Below are 17,005 nucleotides of genomic sequence, written 5' to 3' on the forward strand. Positions count from 1 at the left end.
CGCCGGTAACCGGGAGCAGGCCCACGAAACGGGCAGGACTGCACTTCTCTAACAGCCTATGCGAGGCGGTGTCATCCGTTTGGTCAGTTGCTCATGGGCGTTCGGTCGAGAGTTGGACCGATACCGCCCGCTCGGCCTTCGCCAGCAGCTCACGGAACCGGGCCGCCCCGGCCACCGGCGAGGACCACCCGGCCGACATCTCGACCAGCCGGGTCTCCGGGCGTTCCAACCAGGACAGGATCCGTTCGGTCTCCGCCGCGGTGGCCGCCGGGACCGGACCGTGACCGGGGACCACCGTCTCGGCGGTGGCCCGGATCAGGCGCAGCGTCGGTCCCGGGTGGACCCCCGGCGGGGACACCCCGGCCCCGGCCAGCCGGCCGTGCCGCACCAACGCCAGCTCCCAGCCGCCACCGGCGGCGGGCCGGGCCGCCGCCAGCTCGGCGATCCGGGTCAGCCCGGCCAGGCGTTGCATGCGGACCGTCGCCCGCAGCGCCGCCGCCAGCCGGGACCGGACCACCACCGCCTCCTCGTACCGCTGGTCGGCGCAGAGCGCGGCGATCCGGGCCAGCAGCGCGTCCACCACCGGCTGCGGGTCGCCCGTGGTGGCGGCGCGAAACGGCGACGCCGCGCGGTGGTCGTACTCCTCGGGGGTGATCCGGTGCTCGCAGGGCGCCGGGCAGCGACCCAGCTCGGCCAGCGCGCAGGCCGGCGTGACGACGCGCAGCGACAGGCGGTGGGTGCACTGGCGCAGCGGCAACGCGTCGTGGAACGCCGCCGCGGCCAGCTCCGCCGAACGCCGCGACCCGAACGGCCCGAGGTACCCCCGGTCGGCCGGGCCGATCTCGCGGACCACCGACAGCCGCGGGTACGGCCCGGCGGTGAGCTTGAGCCAGACGGCCCGCTCCGGATACTTCGACCGCCGGTTGTACGGCGGCGCGTGCGCCGCGATCAGCCGCAGCTCGCGTACCTCGGCCTCCAGGGAGTGGGCGCACTCCACCGCCTCCACCCGTTCCGCCGCGGCCAGCATCTCGGACATCCGGGCCCGCTTCTCGGCGGCGGTGAAGTAGCTGCGGACCCGGGTGGCGACGTCGCCGGAGGTGCCGACGTAGAGCGGCCGGTCGTCGGCGGCGCGGAAGACGTAGACCCCGGGCGCCCTGGGCAACCCGTCGGCGAGGTGACGTTTGCGCCGCTGGGTGGGGGTGACCGCCCGGACGAACTCGATCGCCTCGCCCAGGGTGTGCACCCGGTGCCCGCCGAGCCGCCCGATCAGCCCGTGCAGCACGTCGACGGTGGCCCGGGCGTCGTCCAGGGCCCGGTGGGTCGGCGTGGTGGCGGCGCGGAAGTACGCGGCGAGGGTGCCGAGCTTGCGGTTGGGCACCTCGTCGGAGGTGAGCGCCCGGCGGGCCAACGCGGCGGTGTCCAACACCCGGGGGTTGGGCCAGCGGTAGCCGTGCCGGGCGCAGGCGGCCTTGAGGAAACCCACGTCGTACGGGGCGTTGTGGGCGACCAGCACCGCGTCGGAGAGGAACTCCAGGAAGCTGGGCAGCACCCGTTCGATCGGCGGCGCGGGCAGCAGCATCGCCTCGGTGATGCCGGTCAGCACGGTGATGAACGGCGGGATCGGCTGCCCCGGGTTGACCAGGGTGCCGAGCACGCCCAGCTCCTCGCCGCCGCGTACCTTGACCGCGCCGATCTCGGTGATGCCGCCGCCGTCCGGCGAGCCGCCGGTGGTCTCCAGGTCGACCACCACGAAGGTCACCGCGTGCAACGGGAGCTCCGGGTCGACGCCCGGCCCGGCCGGCGTCAGCCCGGCCAGTGTCTGCTGCACGTACTCCCCGCTGGTCACGGCCGGCACGCTAGCGCCCCGGTGCGACACTCCCACACTCGCGTACCAACCGCCCCAGGCGTTACCACGGGCCTAGGATGAGAGATCGGCTCACTCACCGGGCGGTGGGCCCGCTCGCGGTGGGAGACTTGCCACATGCCCCTCTCCGAGCCGCCCGACGACCACCTCCCCGGGCAGGGGGCGGTCGACGCTGGGCTCGACGCGGTCAGCGGCGCGACTGATCCCGCCGACCGTGAGCCGGGCGTTTCCGAGCCCGATGCGGGCGTTCCCGAGGGCAAGCCGGGCGTTTCCGAGCCTGAAGGGGGCGTTCCGGAGCCCGAGCCGGTGCTGCCCGAGCCGGTGCGCCAGCGGATCGTGGCGCTCGCCGCCACGGTGCTGCCCGGCCTGCCCGGCGACGAGGTGCCGGTGCCGCTGCGTCGGATCGCCAAATTCGCGCCCAACCGCCGGGCCCGACTGGGCGCGCCGGCCATCGCCGCGCAGCTCACCGCCGACCCGCTGTTCCGGCAGCGGATCACCGCCCGGGTGCTGGCCGACGCCGGCGACCTCGGCGCCGCCGTCGTCGAGGGCACCGCCCCGGCCGCCGCCGACCCGGTCGAGGTGGCCGCCCTCGCCTACCTCGCCCGGCCGCCGGCCTGGCGGGACCTGATCGAGGCCAGCGGCGCGGCGGTGCGCGCCGAGGCGGACAGCGCGGTCGTCGCCGAGCTGGTCCGGGAGGCCGAGCAGCGGGCCACCCGGGCCGAGCACGACCGGGCGGTGGCCCGGGTGGAGGCGGACAAGCTCCGCGACGAGCTGGCCCGGGTCCGCGACGAGCTGGGTCAGCTCCGTGAGGAGCACCGGGTGCTGGCCCGGACCCTGCGCGAGACCCAGGCCCGGGAGCGCCGGGCCAACGAGCTGCTCGCCACCGAGCGCGGCCGGGCCAGCCGGGCCGCCGCGGACGCTGATGCCGAGCTGCGTCGGGCCCGTGCCAGGCTGGCCGAGGCGGAGTCCGCCGCCGGGGTGGCCCGGGCCAGCGCCAAGGAGGCCCGGTCGGTCGACGACGCGCGGCTGTGGCTGCTGCTGGAGACGATCGGCCAGGCGGCCGTCGGGCTCCGCCGTGAGCTGGCCCTGGACCCGGTGGACCGGTTGCCGGCCGACTTCGTCGCCGACGCGTTCGCCGAGCAGTCCTCCGCCGCCCCGGCCGGCCCCGCCACCCGCGCCCGGGACACCGACGACCCGGCCCGCCTGGACCAGCTCCTCGCCCTGCCCCGGGCGCACCTGGTGGTCGACGGGTACAACGTCACCAAACGCGGTTTCGGGGAGATGTCCCTGGAACAGCAGCGCAAACGGCTGATCAGCGGCCTCGGCGGGATCGCCGCGCAGACCGGCGACGAGGTCACCGTGGTCTTCGACGGCGCGGAGCGGATGCACGGGCTGCCGCCGTCGCCGCGTGGGGTGCGGGTGCTGTTCTCCCGCAAGGGGGAGACCGCCGACGAGCTGATCCGCCGCCTGGTCCGGGCCGAGCCGTCGGGCCGCCCGGTGGTGGTGATCTCCTCCGACCGCGAGGTCGCCGACGGGGTACGCCGGCACGGCGCGTACCCGCTCGGCGCGGACTCGCTGCTGCGCCGGCTGGCCCGCGCCTGAGACCCGGCGGCCGGGCCGGGCCGGTCAGCGCCGCCGGACGACGATGTCGCCGGACGAGGTGCGGGCGGTGAGGCGCACCGCCTCGTCGGGCCGGTCGGGCTCGTCGCAGGGCCGCAACTGGTTGTCCACGTTGCCGTAGCCGGTGTGCAGGTCGAGCAGGGCCGGCGTGCCGTCCCGGACGCCGACGTCGATCCCACCGCAGCCGGTGCGGACCGACACCGACCGGCCGGCGACCTCGCCGATCCGGATGTCGCCGTTGGCGGTGGTGGCCTCGACCGGGCCGCCGGCCCGGGTCAGCACGATGTCGCCGTTGGCGGAGGTGACCCGCGCCTCGCCGTCGACGGCGCCGAGGTGACTGTCGCCGTTGGAGTTCTTGACCACCGCGTCGCCGGTGACCTCCCCGAGGCGTACGTCACCGCTGCCGGTGCTGATCCGGGCGTGGCCGGTGACCTGCTCGACGGTGACGGCGCCGGCGGAGGTGTCCAGCTCCAGGTCGCCGGTGCGCTCCAACCGGAGGTCACCGGCGGAGGTGCGCAACCGGCAACCGCCCAGCCGGCCGGTGCCCTGGAAGGTGCCCGCCGAGGCGGTGCCGCGCACCGCCGCGTCGCTCGGCAGGGCGATCGTGACGTCCACCGAGCCGACCCGGCCGAACAGGCCCAGCGTGCGGGGTCGGGGCCCGCGGACGAGCAGGTTGCCGTCGGCGTACTCGACGTGGGTCTGCTCGGCGGCGCGTACGTCGGTGTCAACGGCGGCGTTGCTGGGTCGGACCTCGACGACGGTGTCGGCGCGGTCGGTGGCGGTGAGCCAGACGTGGCCGGCGGCGAGGTCGACGGTGACGGTGGGCGGCTGGGGCGTGTCGAACGTGGGCACGGTGGGTCCCTCCTGACGGGTGGGCGGGTCGGGTCGCGGGCAGCGCGGGTCGCGGGGCACAGCTCGGGCGGCGGTGGGCCTGCCAGGTGGTCAGCGGGCCCAGCCGGTGTAGCGCTGCCCGCCCCGGGGGGCACGGGGTCGCGGGTCCGGGCGGGCGGCGGTGGTGACCGCGGCGGTGGCCGCGCGGACCAGCCAGGCGTTCACCGACAGGCCCTCCCGACCGGCGGTCTCCTCGATCCGGTTCTTCAGGTGCTCGGGCAGGCGGAAGGTGATCCGGGTGGTCGCCCCCTCCTCCGTCTCGGGCGGTGACGCCACCGGGTCGACGGTGGGCGGTTCGTCCGGGGGCGCCGGGGTGGCCGGCGGTGACGTCACCACGAAGCCGGGCTCCTGACCGCGCAGGCGCAGCTCGACCGCGCCGGGGGCCAGCTCGCGGGTGATCTCCTCGGCTGCGGCGCCCAGGGCGTCCAGCAGGGCCAACCGGAACGCCGACTCCAGCGGCCCGGTCAGTCGTTCGGCGAGCGCCCGGGTGTCGTCGCCGCCGAGCGCGGCGACGGAGGCCAGTTCGGCGCGGAGGTGTTCCACGTACGGAGCAAGCTGCATGACGTCATCATGGCATCATCATGACGTCTCCGACAAGAGGGTGCGGCGTCAGATGACGTCAGTCCGACGTGTCGGCGGGACCGGCCCGCGCCGGCCTGGTCGGCAGGGTCGGCCCGCGCCGGCCTGGCCGGCGGGACCGGCGCGCGCCGGCCATAGGATGGGCGCGCACGGCGGAGGGAGCGGTGGCATGAGGCGGGCACGGCACGGCGAGGTGGCCGGATGAGTCCACGCGCCTGGGCGCTCGGCACGCTCGCCGTCCTGGTGGTCGCCCTGGTGGTCACCGTCGCCCTGGTCACCCCGTGGCAGCGCCCGCCCGCCCCGCGCGCCGACCAGCTCGCCGCCCTGCGGGACTTCCCGGCCGAGCAGCTCACCCGGGCCCGGGCGTTCCGGTCCGCGTTGCGCCCCGGCGGCTGGGCGGCGCTGCTCGTCGGCCTGCTGGTGGCGCTGCTGCTCGGCCTCACCCCGCTGGGCGCGCGCCTGATCGAGCTGGCCGGTCGCCCGTTCGGCGGCCACTGGGTCGCCCGGGCGCTGCTCGGCGGGCTCGCCGTGCTGCTCGTCGCCGACCTGGTCACCCTCCCGTTCGCCGCCTGGCGGCAGCAGGTCCTCCTCCGGTACGGGCTGAGCACCAACACCTGGGGCGCCTGGACGGTCGACCTGCTCAAGTCGTACGCGCTCAGCGCCGTCGTCGGCGTGGTGGCCCTGCTCGGCTTCTGGACCGTGGTCCGGCTCGCCCCGCGCTGGTGGTGGACGTTCGGCGCGGCCGGCGCGGCCGGGCTGGTGGCGCTGCTCTCCTTCGTGCTGCCGGTGCTGGTCGAGCCGGTGTTCAACCGGTTCACCCCGTTGCCGGACGGCCCGCTGCGCGCCGAGGTGATGAGCATGGCCGCCCGCGACGGCGTGCCGGTGCGGGACGTGCTGGTCGCCGACGCGTCCCGGCGGACCCGCGCGGTCAACGCGTACGTCTCCGGCTTCGGCCCCACCCGCCGGGTGGTCGTCTACGACACCCTGCTGCGCGAGGCCACCCCGGCGGAGGTGACGAGCGTGGTCGCCCACGAGCTGTCGCACGCCCGGCACCGGGACGTGCTGGCCGGCACCGTCACCGGCGCGCTCGGCGCGGCGGCGGCCGTGGTGGCCCTCTACCTGGTCGGCTCGGCCGGCCCGCTGCTGCGCCTGGCCGGCGTCGACTCGATCCGTGACCCCCGCGCGTTCGGGCTGCTGGTCGCCCTGGTCACCGTCGTCGGGGCGGTGGCCACGCCGGCCCAGGCGGCGATCTCCCGCCGGGTCGAGGCGCGGGCCGACGCGCACGCGCTGGCGCTCACCGGCGACCCGGCCACCTTCGAGGCGATGCAGCGCCGGCTCGCCGGGGCGAACCTCGCCGACCCCGACCCGCCCCGCTGGGAGTACCTCCACTCGGCGTCGCACCCCTCCACCGTGGAGCGGATCGCCGCCGCCCGCGCGTACGCCAGGAAGGCCGGCAGATGAGCCGCACGCTGCTGATCACCAACGACTTCCCGCCCCGCCCGGGCGGCATCCAGTCGTTCGTGCACAATTTGGCGCTCCGTCAGCCGGCCGGCTCGGTGGTGGTCTACGCCTCGACCTGGCCCGACGCCGGGAAGTTCGACGCCGACCAGCCGTTCGAGGTGGTCCGGGAACCCACGAAGGTGCTGCTGCCGACCCCGCTGGTGGCCCGGCGGGCCGCCGCCCTGGCCCGCCGGCACGACTGCGACACCGTCTGGTTCGGCGCGGCGGCCCCGCTGGGCCTGCTCGCCGCCGGGCTGCGCCGTCGGGCCGGGGTCCGCCGGGTGGTGGCGCTGACCCACGGGCACGAGGTCGGCTGGGCCGCGCTACCGGCCGCCCGCACGGCGCTGCGCCGCATCGGCCGGGGCGCCGACGTGGTCACCTACCTCGGCGACTACACCCGGGTACGGCTGGAGCGGGCGCTGCGCGGGCTGACCGAGCTGCGCCGGCTCGCGCCCGGCGTGGACGTCGACGCGTACCACCCGGGGGTCGACGGGGCGGCGGTGCGGGCCCGACTCGGCCTGACCGACCGGCCGGTGGTGGTCTGCGTGTCCCGGCTGGTCCCGCGCAAGGGGCAGGACGTCCTGATCCGGGCGCTGCCGGCGATCCGCCGCCGGGTGCCGGACGCCGCGCTGCTGGTCGTCGGCGGCGGCCCGTACCGGGGAACGCTGGAGAAGCTGGCCCGGCAGGAGGGGGTGGCCCGGGACGTGGTCTTCACCGGCACCGTCCCCGCCGCCGAGCTGCCCGCCCACTACGCCGCCGGTGACGTGTACGCGATGCCCTGCCGGACCCGCAACCGGGGCCTGGACGTCGAAGGACTCGGCATCGTCTACCTGGAGGCGTCCGCCACCGGCCTGCCGGTGGTCGCCGGCGACTCCGGGGGCGCCCCGGACGCCGTCCGCGAGGACGAGACCGGGTACGTGGTGTCCGGGCGGGACGTGACGCAGGTGGCCGACCGGGTGGCCACCGTGCTCGCCGACCCGGCGCTGGCCCGGCGGCTGGGCGCGGCGGGGCGGGCCTGGGTGGAGCGGGAGTGGCGCTGGGAGACCCAGGCGCAGCGGATGACGGCCCTGCTCGACGGGGCGTGAGGGCCGGCGGCCCGGATCCGGCGGGTTCGTGCGGGCGCGCACGGCTCGGCGGGCGCACGGCTCGGCGGGCGTGCGGGCCGGCGGGCGTGCGGGCGTGCGGGCCGGCGGGCGTGCGGGCCTGCGGGCCGGCGGCCCCGGCCCGCTCAGCGGGGCGTGAAGATCGGCGCGGTCTGGCGTTCCCGGTCCAGCCGGTCGACGATCTGCCCGGCCGGGCCGGGCCGGCCGAAGAACCAGCCCTGCGCCGCGTCGCAGCCGATCGCCCGCAGCCGTTCGGCCTGGGCGGCCGTCTCCACCCCCTCGGCGGTGACGGTCAGCTCCAGCGCGTGCGCCAGGGACACCAGGGAGGCCAGGATCCGCTCGTCGGTACGGGTCTTCGGGTCGGCCGGGGAGCCCCGCAGCCCGGCGACGAAGTTCCCGGCGACCTTCAGCTCGGTCACCGGCAGGTCCCGCAGGTAGGCCAGGTTGGAGTAGCCGGTGCCGAAGTCGTCGATGGCGATCCGGACGCCCACCTCGGCCAGCGCGCGCAGGGCGTGCACCGGCTCCCCGGTGGTGCTCATCATGGCGCTCTCGGTGATCTCCAACTGGAGCCGCTCCGGCGGCAGCCCGGTGCGTTCCAGCAGCCCGAGCACCTGGCGGACCAGCCCCGGCCGGTGCACCTGCCGTACGGCCAGGTTGACGCTGACGAACGGGGCCAGCGGACGGCCGCCGGTCGGCCAGCCCTCGGCCTCCCGGGCCGCGTCGGCGAGCACCCACCCGCCGAGCGGCACGATCAGGCCGGTCTCCTCCGCCAGCCCGATGAAGCGGTCCGGCCGCAGCTCGCCCAGCTCGGGGTGCCGCCACCGCATCAGCGCCTCCACCCCGGTCAGGTGGCCGTCCCGCAGTGAGGTCAGCGGCTGGTAGTCGAGGTAGAACTCGCCGCGCTCCAGGGCGGTCGGGATGGCCGCGGAGAGCGCGTACCGGGCCAGTTCCTGCTGGTTGCGGTCGGCGTCGAACAGCTCCCAGCGGGCCCCGCCGGCCGCTTTGGCCCAGTGCAGGGTGCTGTCGGCGGCGCGCATCAGGTCGCTCGGGGTGGCGTCGGCGACCGGCCGCTCGACGATGCCGATGCTGGCCGACACGGTCAGCTCGTGCCCGTCCACCACGGCCGGCGGGTCGAGCGCGCGCAGGGCCGCCTCGGCGACGCGGACCACGTCGTCGGTGCCCCGGGTCCGCTCGACCAGGACCACGAACTCGTCACCCCCGAGGCGGGCCACCAGGTGCCCGTCCAGGGCCTCCCGCAGCCGCTGGGCGACCGCGACCAGCAGCGCGTCGCCGACGTGGTGCCCGAGCGAGTCGTTGACCACCTTGAACCTGTCCAGGTCGAGGAAGCACAACCCGACCCGCCGGTCGGCCCGCCCCGGGCCGGCGAGGGCGGCGGTGAGCCGGTCGGTGAACAGGGTGCGGTTCGGCAGGTCCGTCAACGGGTCGTGGGTGGCCTGGTGGCGGAACCGCGCCTCACTCTCCCGCAGCGCCCGCTCGGCCTGCGCCCGGGCGACCATGGCCGCCCGGCGCAGGGACTCCTGGGCGTCGAGCGTACGGTCCCGCAGTGCCCGGGCGTACCCGGTCGCGACGGTGGCCAGCAGCCGGGCCAGCCGGTCGTCGACCTCGTCGCCGACCAGGTCGAGGTCGTGGCGCAGCCGGAGCTGGATCACCTCGACGGTGCGGCCGAGCCCCTCGGCCGAGGCGATGTGCGCGGTGACCAGGTCGATGCCGATCTGGTGACCGGCGCGGGGGTCGAACGGCTCGGCCCGCAGCGCCGCGGCGAGCCGGTCGGTGAGCCCCTGGAGGAACGTCTCCAACTGCTCCTGGGTCACCGGCAGATAGCTGGTGCCGGAGACCGCCTTGGCCCAGGCGCGGGCGAAGGAGCCGGGGCAGGGCCGGGACCCCGTGTCCGGGGTCGGGTCAGCCACCGAGCCGCCCCACCCCGCCCAGAAAACCCGACCGCGCGGCGTCCTCGGCCTGGTCCGGCGAGTCCGGGCGCCACTGCGGCACCCAGACCAGACCCGGATCGACGAGGGTGAAGCCGTCGAAGAAGGCGGTCAGCTCCGCGCGGTCACGGAGGAAGAGCGGACTGTCGGTGTCGCGGTAGACCTGCTCGGCGTCGGTCCGGGCGTGGTCGCCGTACTGGCCCTCGTCGCTGGCCTGCGAGAGCACCAGGAAGCTGCCGGGGGCGAGCGCCTGCCGCAGGGTGCGCAGCAGCTCGGTGGGCCGGTCGTGGTCGCCGACGAAGTGCAGCACCGCCACCACCATCAGGGCGACCGGCTGGGACAGGTCGAGCAGGTCGTGCAGCTCGGGATGGGCCAGGATCCGGTCCGGCCGGCGCAGGTCCTCCTGGATGACGGCGGCCCGGGGCTGGCCGCTGAGGATCTCGCGGCTGTGGGCGACCGCCACCGGGTCCACGTCGACGTAGACCACCCGGGAGCCCGGCGCGACCCGGTCGGCGATCTCGTGCACGTTGCCGACGGTGGGGATGCCGGAGCCGACGTCGAGGAACTGGCGTACCCCCGCCTCGGCGAGGAAGTGCACCGCCCGCCGGAGGAAGGCCCGGTTCGCCTGGGCCATCAGCGGCGCCTCCGGCACGGCTGCCATCATCGCCCCGGCGGCGGCCCGGTCGGCGGCGAAATTGTGCGAGCCGCCGAGATAGTAGTCGTACATGCGGGCGACGCTGGGACGTTCGACGTCGATCGTGTCGGGTGCCCAGTCCGGTCGCATTGTCCTACCCCTTTTGACACGTGCGCGGGAACCGTCGCCCCGTGGGCCACCCGGGGTATTCTGCCGGTTCGTCGCCCCACTGACCAGACCGCGCCAAAACGGATTCACCTGCTGAGCCGTTTGGAAGAAATCACCGACGGCGCGCAGTGACCGGATCCGCGGGCCCGTCCGGCGGTCGGCCGGGCCCGCGGATCCGGTGACGAGCACCGGCGCCGGTCAGAACTTCGGCGCGTCCGGGGCCTCCAGCAGCCCCAACCGCAGGGCGGTCATCAGGGCCTGGGCGCGGTTGGCGGCGCCGAGCTTCTCGTAGAGCTTCGAGATGTGCGTCTTGGCCGTGGACTCGCTGACGAAGAGCTGCTTGGCGATGCCGGCCACGCTCATGCCGTCGGCGAGCAACCGCAGCACCTGCCCTTCGCGCGGCGAGAGCTGCGGGCCGGACGGGGCCAGCCGGCGCTTCATCGCCTCGGCCAGGTCGGCGGCCGTGAACGCGCTGGGGGAGGAGGCGGCGTGCCGGGCGGCGGCCACCACCTCGTCGGCCGGCGCGGTCTTCGGCACGAACGCGCTCGCCCCGGCCTCCAGCGCGCCGAAGAGCTGGTCGTCGCCGGCGTACATGGTGAGCACCACGATGCCCATCGAGGCGCTGGACTTGCGCAACGCCCGGGTGGCCTCCAGGCCGCTGCCGTCGGGCAGCCGCAGATCCATGATCACCACGTCGGGCTGGAGCGCGCCGGCCTGGCGCACCCCCTCGGCGGCGGTGGCGGCCTCGCCGACGACCTCGAACTGCCGGTCCCGCTCGAAGGCGTGCCGCAGACCCTTGCGGATCAGGTCGTGATCGTCCACAAGGAGGACCTTGGTCCGGGTGGCCGGTATCGGGCTAGTGGTCATCCTCGGGTTACTCCCCTTCTCCAACGGTCGCGGTACCGCGCACGTTATCGCGTCGGGGCGAGGCGCCGAGAACCACCGCCACCGTCGTCCCGCTCGGTTGTCGCGGACGGATCTCCAACCGGCCCCGGATACGTTCCGCCCTCTCCGCCATGATCGCAAGGCCGTAGCGGCCGTCCGGTCGCTGATCGGCGATTCCCTGACCGTCATCCGACACTTCGATCTGCGCGTACGGCGGATCCACCTCGCAGGTGACCCAGAGATTGGCCGCCCCGGCGTGCTTGCGCGCGTTGGTGACCGCCTCCTGGGCGATCCGCAGCAGCTCGGCCTCGGTGGCGGCGGGCAGCCGGGCGGTCGACTCGTCGAGCGACAGGTGCACCCGCAGCCCGCCGGACGCGCCGACGGTGCGGGCGTACTCGGCGATGGCGGCGGCCAGCCCGCCGTGCCGGTCCACCTCGCTGCGCAGCTCGAACAGGCTCAGCCGCAACTCCTGGATCACCCGGGTCACCTCGCCGCGGAGCGTGCGCAGGCTCTCCGCGGTCTCCTCCGCGTCGTCGTGCACGGTGGCCAGGGCGTTGTCGATGCCGTAGCCGACCATCACCAGCTCCTGCGCCACCCCGTCGTGGATCTCCCGGGCCAACCGCTGCCGTTCCTCGTTGGTGGCCAGCGAGCGCACCTCGTCGAAGAGCAGCGCGGCCTCCAGCCGCAGCGCGGCCGGCCGGGTCAGCGCGGTCACCCGGTCCACCACCGGCGCCGGGTACGCCTGCGCCACGTCCGCCTCCAGGGCCACCAGGCCGACCGTGCGGACCCCGGCGACCAGCGGCACGATCAACGCCGAGACGTCCCCGCCCCGGTGCGAGCGGGCCTGCGACCGGCTCGCGGTCTGCGGTTGCTGGCTGGCCCACGCGTCGGCGATCGCCGAGTCGGCGTCCAGGGTGGTCTCCCAGTCGACCCGGTCCACGCCCACCTGGGCGAGCACCACCAGCCGGCCGCCGCCGCTGGCCGACAGCACCGCCGCCCGGTCCGCCCGGGTGACGGCGCGCAGCTCCTCCAGCAGGTGCTCGGAGATGCCCCCCGGGTCCAGGGTCGCCCCGGGCAACTGCCGGGCGACGCTGCGCAACTGGGTCAGCAGCCGGGTCGCCTCCGCGTACGGCTGGGGCTTGACCTCGGGCCGTACCGCCATCACCCGGTGCAGGGTGCTGGCGGCGTACAGCCCGAGCCCGGCCAGGATCAACCACTGCGCGCAGACCGCGAGGTACCCGAGCTGGCCTAGCTGCCGCCCACTGGCGACCCCGGTGAACGCCCCGCTGACCAGCAGGGTGGCCGCGGTGAGCGCGAGCAGCGCGGCGCCTTCCCGGAACCGGCGGCGCAACGCCGTCACGGTGACCGGCACGGCCAGGTACGGCAGCACGGCCGACGCGCCCATCCCGGCGAGCGAGCCGCCGCCGGCGCCCAGCGCGGCGATCTGGCTGGCGGCCAGCCCCAGGACCACCACCTCGGCGGCCCGGCTCAACGGGCCGAGGATCCGTTGGCCCGGGGCGAGCAGGGTGGGCAACCCGGCCACCGCCAGCAGGAGGACCCAGCGGAGCTGGCCCACGTCCCGGGTGCGGAGCAGGATGAGGACGGCGACCAGCGCGAGCATGACCACGCGGGCGGTGGCGGCCAGCGGATGCGGCTGGACCCGGACGGGTGTGGAGGCGGACACGTGACGGATCGTAGTCAGCGTTGGTAGATCGCGGCGATCTCGGCCGCGTACGTCTCGTGCACGACGTTGCGTTTGATCTTCAACGACGGGGTCAGCTCGCCGGTGGCCTCGGTGAAGTCCCGGGGCAGGATCCGGAACACCCTGATCGCCTCGGCCTTCGACACGGCCTCGTTGGCGGCGTCCACCGCGCCCTGGATCTCGGCCCGTAACGCCTCGTGGTCCCGCAGCTCCTCGACCGGGACGTCGGCCGGCAGCCCGGCCGCCTCCCGCCACTTCGGCAGGGCCTCCTCGTCGAGGGTGACCAGCGCGGCGATGAACGGGCGCCGGTCGCCGACCACCACGCACTGGCTGACCAGCGGGTGCGCCCGGACCCGGTCCTCCAACACCGCCGGGGCGACGTTCTTGCCGCCGGCGGTCACGATGATCTCCTTCTTGCGGCCGGTGATGCTCAGGAAGCCGTCGGCGTCCAGCCGGCCGAGGTCGCCGGTGTGGAACCAACCGTCGGCCAGCACCTCGGCGGTGGCCTGCTCGTTGCGCCAGTACCCCTGGAAGACCAGGTCGCCGGCGATCAGGATCTCGCCGTCGTCGGCGATCCGCACGGTCACCCCGGGCAGCGGCCGGCCCACCGTGCCGATCCGGATGGCGTCCGGCAGGTTGGCGGCGGCGGCCGGGGCGGTCTCGGTGAGGCCGTAGCCCTCCAGGATCGTCACCCCGACGCCCCGGAAGAAGTGCCCGAGGCGGGCGCCCAGCGGCGCGCCACCGGAGATCGCGTCGCGGCACCTGCCGCCCAGGGCGGCCCGCAGCTTCCGGTAGACCAGCCGGTCGAAGACCGCGTGCTGGGCCCGCAGCCGCAGGCCCGGCCCGCCCGGGGTCTCCCGGGCCTGGCTCCAGGCCACCGCGACCGTCTCGGCCCGGTCGAAGATCCGGCCCTTGCCGCCGGCCTCGGCCTTCTGCCGGGCCCCGTTGTAGACCTTCTCGAACACCCGGGGCACGGAGAGGACGAACGTCGGGCGGAACTCCTGCAGCTCCTCGACCAGCCTGGTGGTGTCCGCGCAGTGGGCCATGGTGGCCCGCGCGTGCACCACCCCGATCTGGATGAGCCGGGCGAAGGCGTGCGCCAGGGGCAGGAACAGCAGGGTCGACGCGCCCGGGCGGAAGAGGTTCGGCAGCACCGGCACCGCGTTGGCGATGTCGGCGTACATGTTGCGGTGGGTGAGCACGCAGCCCTTGGGGCGGCCGGTGGTGCCGCTGGTGTAGATGATCGTGGCGACGTCGTCGGCCCGGATCTCCTGCCGGCGGCGCTCGACCTCACCGGGGGCCACCGGCGCGCCGAGGGTGACCAGCTCGTCCACCGCGCCGAGGTCGATCTGCCAGACCCGGTCCAGCTCGGGCAGCCGGTCGGCGACCCCGGCGACCAGCGTGGCGTGCGCGTTGGTCTCCACCACGCAGGCCACCGCGCCGGAGTCGGCCAGGATCCAGGCGGCCTGTTCGGCGCTGGACGTCTCGTAGATCGGCACGGTCACCGCGCCGACCGTCCAGATGGCGTAGTCGAACAGCGTCCACTCGTAGCGGGTACGGCTCATCAGGCCGACCCGGCAGCCCCGGGTCACCCCGGCGGCGACCAGGCCCCGGGCCACCGCGACCACCTCGTCGCGGAACTGGGCGCAGGTCACCTCGACCCAGCTCCGGCCCGCCCCGCCGGCGGCCGGGACGGGTCGCGCGAACTGCGCCGCGTCGGGCGCGTTCTCGGCGTTCGCCCAGACCGGGTCGGTGAGGTTCGCCGCGTCACCCACGGTGACGACGGGCGGGACGGAGAACTCGCGCACCTGCACTCCTCGCGCTCGCACTGGCTCGGGCCGGGACCGTCGGCGCGGACCTGACGGCCTGCTCGAAACCTACCCGCCCGGTCGTCCGCGCACGTGGACCGGGTTGGGCGGGGTGGACCGGGGCGTCGCGGGGCGTGGCCGGGTAGCCTCCCCACATGGCGGACTCCTCCACCCAGTCGATCACCATCGGCGCGCCCCCGGAGCGGGTGGTCGCGGTCATCTGCGACTTTCCCCGTTACCCGGAGTGGACCGGCACCATGCGCCGGGTCGAGGTGCTGGCGCGGGACGAGGACGGTCACGCCAGCCAGGTCCGGTTCACCCTCGACGCCGGCGTGCTGGCCGACGAGTACGTGCTGGCCTACTCGTACGCCGAGGACCTCAGCCGGATCGAGTGGCGCCTGGTCGCGCCGTCGCGGATGCAGCGCGCCCAGCGCGGCGCGTACGACGTGGTCGGCAACCCGGACGGCACCTGCACGGTGACCTACACCCTGGAGGTCGACCTGGCCGTCGGCATGCTCGGCATGTTCCGCCGCAAGGCCGAGAAAATGATCATGGACACCGCGTTGAAGCAGTTGAAGCACCGGGTAGAAGTACCCGGCGCGACGCGCTGACCCGACCGACCGCAGCGTCGCCACGGCAGAGGAGCCGAACATGGGAGGTACCGATCCGGGTTCGGCCCGGGAGGAAGCGGAGCGGTTGGTCGCCACCCTGCTGGCCACCGCGCGGCTGGCCGGGGCCGGCTCGTCCGCCGGATCCTGGGGTCCGCTCGGTGAGATCATCACAGGTGTCCTCGGTCACAGCAGACCGCCCGGCCGGTCCGCCGGGGGCGGTTTCGCCACCGGAACGCCGGAATGCTGCGTCTGCCCGATCTGCCGGGCCATGGTCGCGCTCCGCGACCCCAGCCCCGAGTTCGCCGAGCGGCTGGCGACCGGCGCCGGTGACCTCGCCGCCGGGGTGGCGAGCCTGCTGCGGGCGTTCTCCCCGGAGCCGCCACCGCCCCCGCCGACCACGTCACCGCCCGGCGCTGATGATCAGGTGTGGCGCGAGGCCACCCGTACCGGGCATGATTCTCAGCCGGTACCCGAGCGGGACGTCTGGTCCGCCGCGACCCGAGCGGAGGACTCGGCGACCCCGCCGGCCGGAGCGTCGTCCGTCGACGTCGCCGGCCCGGGCGGGGTGGCCCGGCCAGCGGCCGCGCGTCCCGTGGTGCCCGCGTCACGTCCGCCGGAGGGAGCGGACGGGGACGCGCCAGGCGACGGTGCCTGACCCACGACATCCCGACGCACCCCGGGCCGACCGGTCGGTGCGTGCCGGGCGGCACAGCAGAGGGGAGTGGCAGCGGTGACGCTGACCATCGGAGTCGACGTCGGTGGCACGAAGGTGGCCGCCGGTGTCGTCGACGACACCGGCCAGGTACTCGTGCAGGCCCGACGGGACACCCCCGCCGAGGACGTGGGCAAGACCCGGGACGTCATCATCGAGGTGGTCGGCGAGCTGGCCGCCGGCCGCCGGATCGACGCGGTCGGCATCGGCGCGGCCGGTTGGATCGACGCGACCCGCTCCACCGTGCTGTTCGCCCCCAACCTGGCCTGGCGGGACGAGCCGCTGCGCAGGTACGTCAGCGCCGCGGTGGGGCTGCCGGTGATCGTCGAGAACGACGGCAACGTGGCCGCCTGGGCCGAGTTCCGCTACGGCGCGGCCCGGCACGCCGACGACTCGATGGTCATGTTCACCATCGGCACCGGCGTGGGCGGCGGCATCGTGCTCGGCGGGGACCTCGTCCGGGGCGCGCACGGCATCGCCGCCGAGCTGGGGCACATGCTCACCGTCCCCGACGGCCACCAGTGCGGCTGCGGCCGGCTCGGCTGCATCGAGCAGTACGCCAGCGGCAACGCGCTGGTCCGGTTCGCCCGCGCCGGCGCCCGGCAGGAGCCGCAGCGCGCCACCGGGCTGCTGCGGCTGGCCGGCGGGGACGCGGAGGCGATCACCGGCCCGATGGTCACCGCCGCCGCGCAGGGCGGAGACCCGATCTCCTCCGAGGCGTTCGCCCAGATCGGCCGGTGGCTCGGCACCAGCCTGGCCGACATGGCGCAGATCCTCGACCCGCAGGTGCTGGTCGTCGGCGGCGGCGTGATCGAGGCCGGTGACCTGCTGCTCGGCCCGACCAGGCGGTCGTTCGGCGAGGCGCTGTCCCAGCGCGGCCGGCTGCCGGTGGCCGAGGTGCGGCCCGCCGAGCTGGGCAACACCGCCGGCGTCATCGGCGCCGCCGACCTCGCCCGGCGGCTCTAGGTGAAGCGCGAGGAGC

At 75.4% G+C, this 17,005-nt stretch carries 14 protein-coding genes; 6 read left to right on the forward strand and 8 right to left on the reverse strand.

Features of this window, described 5'->3' with window-relative positions; all coding sequences use genetic code 11:
• Nucleotides 1-91: 91 nt before the first annotated feature.
• Complete coding sequence (locus O7606_RS00660) at nucleotides 92-1,846, reverse strand: DEDD exonuclease domain-containing protein (protein WP_281597020.1); 1,755 nt, start codon at nucleotides 1,844-1,846, stop codon at nucleotides 92-94.
• A gap of 135 nt (nucleotides 1,847-1,981) precedes the next feature.
• On the opposite strand from O7606_RS00660, the gene O7606_RS00665 reads away from it, so the two are divergent.
• Nucleotides 1,982-3,466 (forward strand): NYN domain-containing protein, encoded by a 1,485-nt coding sequence (locus O7606_RS00665; protein ID WP_281597021.1) that lies wholly within the window; start codon nucleotides 1,982-1,984, stop codon nucleotides 3,464-3,466.
• A 24-nt stretch (nucleotides 3,467-3,490) separates the two neighbouring features.
• Here the strand turns inward: O7606_RS00665 and O7606_RS00670 are convergent, their stop codons facing one another.
• Nucleotides 3,491-4,336, reverse strand: coding sequence for a DUF4097 family beta strand repeat-containing protein (locus O7606_RS00670; protein ID WP_281597022.1), 846 nt, complete (start codon nucleotides 4,334-4,336; stop codon nucleotides 3,491-3,493).
• 90 nt (nucleotides 4,337-4,426) lie between these two features.
• The gene (locus O7606_RS00675) at nucleotides 4,427-4,936 is read right to left on the reverse strand and encodes a hypothetical protein (RefSeq protein ID WP_281597023.1); all 510 of its coding nucleotides are present in this window, start codon (nucleotides 4,934-4,936) and stop codon (nucleotides 4,427-4,429) included.
• Between the two features lie 219 nt (nucleotides 4,937-5,155).
• Here O7606_RS00675 and O7606_RS00680 point away from each other — a divergent pair, with 219 nt between their 5' ends.
• Complete coding sequence (locus tag O7606_RS00680; protein ID WP_281597024.1) at nucleotides 5,156-6,415, forward strand: M48 family metallopeptidase; 1,260 nt, start codon at nucleotides 5,156-5,158, stop codon at nucleotides 6,413-6,415.
• Nucleotides 6,412-7,539, forward strand: a complete 1,128-nt coding sequence (locus O7606_RS00685; protein WP_281597026.1) for a glycosyltransferase family 4 protein — start codon at nucleotides 6,412-6,414, stop codon at nucleotides 7,537-7,539. The genes O7606_RS00680 and O7606_RS00685 overlap by 4 nt, the downstream gene beginning before the upstream one ends.
• Nucleotides 7,540-7,682: 143 nt before the next feature.
• Here the strand turns inward: O7606_RS00685 and O7606_RS00690 are convergent, their stop codons facing one another.
• From O7606_RS00690 to O7606_RS00710, 5 genes are all read right to left on the reverse strand, one after another.
• Nucleotides 7,683-9,485 carry a bifunctional diguanylate cyclase/phosphodiesterase gene (locus tag O7606_RS00690; RefSeq protein ID WP_281597027.1) on the reverse strand — a complete coding sequence of 601 codons (1,803 nt, stop codon included), beginning with the start codon at nucleotides 9,483-9,485 and terminating at the stop codon, nucleotides 7,683-7,685.
• The gene (locus O7606_RS00695; protein ID WP_281597028.1) at nucleotides 9,478-10,287 is read right to left on the reverse strand and encodes an SAM-dependent methyltransferase; all 810 of its coding nucleotides are present in this window, start codon (nucleotides 10,285-10,287) and stop codon (nucleotides 9,478-9,480) included. The genes O7606_RS00690 and O7606_RS00695 overlap by 8 nt, the downstream gene beginning before the upstream one ends.
• Before the next feature lie 216 nt (nucleotides 10,288-10,503).
• Complete coding sequence (locus O7606_RS00700) at nucleotides 10,504-11,172, reverse strand: response regulator transcription factor (RefSeq protein ID WP_030337723.1); 669 nt, start codon at nucleotides 11,170-11,172, stop codon at nucleotides 10,504-10,506.
• Nucleotides 11,173-11,179: 7 nt separating this feature from the next.
• Nucleotides 11,180-12,874, reverse strand: coding sequence for a GAF domain-containing sensor histidine kinase (locus O7606_RS00705; RefSeq protein WP_281597029.1), 1,695 nt, complete (start codon nucleotides 12,872-12,874; stop codon nucleotides 11,180-11,182).
• A 14-nt stretch (nucleotides 12,875-12,888) separates the two neighbouring features.
• Complete coding sequence (locus tag O7606_RS00710) at nucleotides 12,889-14,700, reverse strand: long-chain fatty acid--CoA ligase (RefSeq protein ID WP_281597030.1); 1,812 nt, start codon at nucleotides 14,698-14,700, stop codon at nucleotides 12,889-12,891.
• Between the two features lie 155 nt (nucleotides 14,701-14,855).
• Here O7606_RS00710 and O7606_RS00715 point away from each other — a divergent pair, with 155 nt between their 5' ends.
• The 3 genes from O7606_RS00715 (at nucleotide 14,856) to O7606_RS00725 (ending at nucleotide 16,989) form a co-directional block, all read left to right on the forward strand.
• Nucleotides 14,856-15,311, forward strand: coding sequence for an SRPBCC family protein (locus tag O7606_RS00715; RefSeq protein WP_281597031.1), 456 nt, complete (start codon nucleotides 14,856-14,858; stop codon nucleotides 15,309-15,311).
• 40 nt (nucleotides 15,312-15,351) lie between these two features.
• Complete coding sequence (locus O7606_RS00720) at nucleotides 15,352-15,966, forward strand: hypothetical protein (protein ID WP_281597032.1); 615 nt, start codon at nucleotides 15,352-15,354, stop codon at nucleotides 15,964-15,966.
• Between the two features lie 66 nt (nucleotides 15,967-16,032).
• Nucleotides 16,033-16,989, forward strand: coding sequence for an ROK family glucokinase (locus O7606_RS00725; RefSeq protein ID WP_281597033.1), 957 nt, complete (start codon nucleotides 16,033-16,035; stop codon nucleotides 16,987-16,989).
• Nucleotides 16,990-17,005: the final 16 nt, after the last annotated feature.

The organism is Micromonospora sp. WMMD882, from assembly GCF_027497255.1.
Lineage (GTDB): Bacteria > Actinomycetota > Actinomycetes > Mycobacteriales > Micromonosporaceae > Micromonospora.